This window comes from Phytoactinopolyspora endophytica (genome assembly GCF_004138495.1).
Taxonomy (GTDB): domain Bacteria; phylum Actinomycetota; class Actinomycetes; order Jiangellales; family Jiangellaceae; genus Phytoactinopolyspora; species Phytoactinopolyspora endophytica.
On sequence record NZ_ML142885.1, the window covers coordinates 10,354 to 13,130 of the forward strand.

The following is a 2,777-nucleotide window of genomic DNA, read 5'->3' on the forward strand; positions in this document are numbered from 1 at the left end:
TGTAGGACGTTCTGTTTGCTCGTTAGTAAAGTGCTCCTGTGCCACGACTATCACAGATAGTAGGGGAAGCCGCCAAACCGCGGACGGCCGTCAGCGCGGGCCGCGAGATCTCCTGATACGGAGAAACGCAGCAGAGACGGTTATGATTCATGATCTGGCAATGATAGACGATCCATGCACCGCTCCTTTGATATCCTGTCACAACTATCGGCGTGGACCGTGATTAGGCCGGGCCGGAGGGAGACGACATTGCGGTCGCTGTTGCGGCCACGATGCATGCTCTTGTCGGCCGTGGGGGTGGAGGTGGGCCATCAGATGTGAATCTGAGGCCTGTGCGGGACTTGAGCGATCTTGATGACCACAGTGAGAGGCGACTGGCAATCCGGTGGCAAGCCGACCCGTACCGCAGGGCGCACTGGCGCCCGAGGACCGGAAGCGGCGCGGCAGCTCTATCGAGATCGACCACGATGTCGCGTAAAGCGATGTCACACACCGTCCGTCGCCGCCTACCATGTGTCGACGACGGGTGAAGAATGACTCCGTAGATGCGCACGGTGACACGCAGTGCGAAGATGTCGTTCTTCCTGCTCGAGCGAATGCCGGTCGGGCGTAGCGCCGGGGAGCGAGTCAAAATGAATGAAAGTGAGGCTGCAGGCTGGTCGCATCGCTGGGGGTGAGGCGCCCGACCATTGCGGCTCTCCCATGGAGGCCAAAGCGGCGCGGAAGCATCGCAACGGGCGTGTGTGCAGCTTCGGATGCAACGAGGTCTCAAACGTCAGCTCAAGCGAGCGACTTAAGGGGAGGACTAGAATTGTGGTCGTAGGTTCCGTGCAGAGCGTCTAACCCCCGGCCAGGCCGCGCACTGAAGCACGTCGTCAATCGGCGATGGTCAGACCATCACGAAGACTGCGGCGACAGTTGGTGTGGCGTAGCCAGGACCTCGCGACGTCGCGCTATTTCGCCCACAAAGACGCAGCTGGTCGTGCCTTCAACCGCGACACCCTCTGAACTCAAAAAGAAACGCCGATGCGACGAGCCTCTCCAGCGAAATGTTCGGGCCGGTGAGCTGTGGCGTAGGCGATAACTCCTGATCAAGCCGTCCACGGACTCGTAGAGGTCGAAGGTCCGCCCGCCCGGGCGTGCCGCGGGTTTGGCGGGCGTCGCGCTGCCCTGGCCAGCGGGATTTGTCCGGCGTTCAGAGTAGGCTTCGTCCATCTAGAATGGAGGGCACGGTGCCGTACGGACTGCCGCATCTCGCTGACGCGACGGATCTCGACCGCTGGGCCGACACGCGGTCCGCTCAGGCCGACCTGCCCCGGCTGGTGCGACGGATGATCCGCGCCGAGAACGACCAGGTGCAACGGGTCGAAATGCGGGGCGGTGAAGGAGTCGGCCTCACCGGCTACGACGGCTTTGTGGAGGCGGACCGCACCACACCGTTCGTTCCCGAGGGCTTGAGCGTCTGGGAGATGGGCGTCGGCGGAGACCCGGGGGCCAAGGCGCAACGGGACTACAGATCGCGGACTGACAACGCGCAGGGGATCGATCCGGCCGAGCACACCTTCGTCTTCGTCACCCCCCGGCGGTGGGAGGACAAGAAGGATTGGGAACAGCGGAAGCGCGCCGAGGGTATCTGGCTGGACGTTCGCGTTCTCGACGCGGACGACATCGAACTGGCGCTTGACGTTTCACCTGCAGTCCAGGTGTGGTTGTCGGAGTTGCTCGGGCTGGAACCCCTGGGGGCGACCTCCATCGAAGACTGGTGGGGTAGATACTCCCGAGGCTTCGACCCGACGATGACCCCTGAGGTCGTGCTCGCCGGTCGAGCGGACCAGGCCGCTAACCTGGTGCGGCGGATGGCCGAAGAAGTCCGCGGGACGTTCATCCGCGCGGTCAGTGTCGACGATGGGCTGGCTTTCGCCGCATGCTCGATGATGGCGGTTCCGCCGGAAGACGCCGAACCGATCCTTGCTCGGTCGCTGCTGGTGCACGACGGCGTGACCCTCCGCCGACTGGATCGCACGTCCAGCCTGTTGATCCTCCTGCCGTATGAGGAGGGCCTCCAGCGAGAAGCGCACCTAGTCGAGAACCATCACGTCGTCTTTGTGATCACCGACCCCGACGGCGATGTTGACATCGAGTTGCCACCTCACGACCACTGGGCGCTCCAGGCCGCCCTCGCCGAGGCAGGCGTACCGGCGGAGAATCTTGAGCGATACGTGAGGGCAGGCACGAAGAGCCTGGTGGCGCTCCGCCGAGTGGCTACCAGGTTGGGCCAGCGCGACCCCGAGGAGTGGGCGACCGACCTGGCGGACCGTGCTCTTCGTCGCGCCTGGCTCGCCAGCGGCTGGAGTCAGTCCCGAAGCGGAGACGACGAGGTCCTCGCAAGTCTGTGCGAAATCGGCCCAGACGAACTGGATGAACGCCTCCAGAGAGCAATCCGCCGGGCCGACCCGTTGTTCACCAAGGTCGGCACGACGTGGGCCGTCGCCTCTCCTCTGGACTCGTGGAGAACCGCACGCGGTTTGATCACCGAGGGAGACCTGACCGCCTTAGAACGTTCTGTTCAGACCGTGCTGGGTTCGGTCGATCCGCGACTGGAACTTCCGGCCGAGGACCGCTGGGCCGCAGCAATGCATGGTAAGGCACCCGTGCATTCGTCGAATCTGCGAAAAGGACTGGCGCGGTCGCTCGCTGTGCTCGGCACTCGCGGCGACGACGTCCGGCTGGCCGGTGGACGTTCGGCCCGAGAATGGGCCGAACGTATTGCTCTGAAC

General features: G+C 64.1%; 1 protein-coding gene. It reads left to right on the forward strand.

What is annotated here, in order from left to right; translation table 11 throughout:
• Positions 1-1,232 precede the first annotated feature (1,232 nt).
• Positions 1,233-2,777: hypothetical protein (locus tag ELR45_RS33865; RefSeq protein WP_165368343.1), on the forward strand; the 1,545-nt coding region annotated here is incomplete at its 3' end.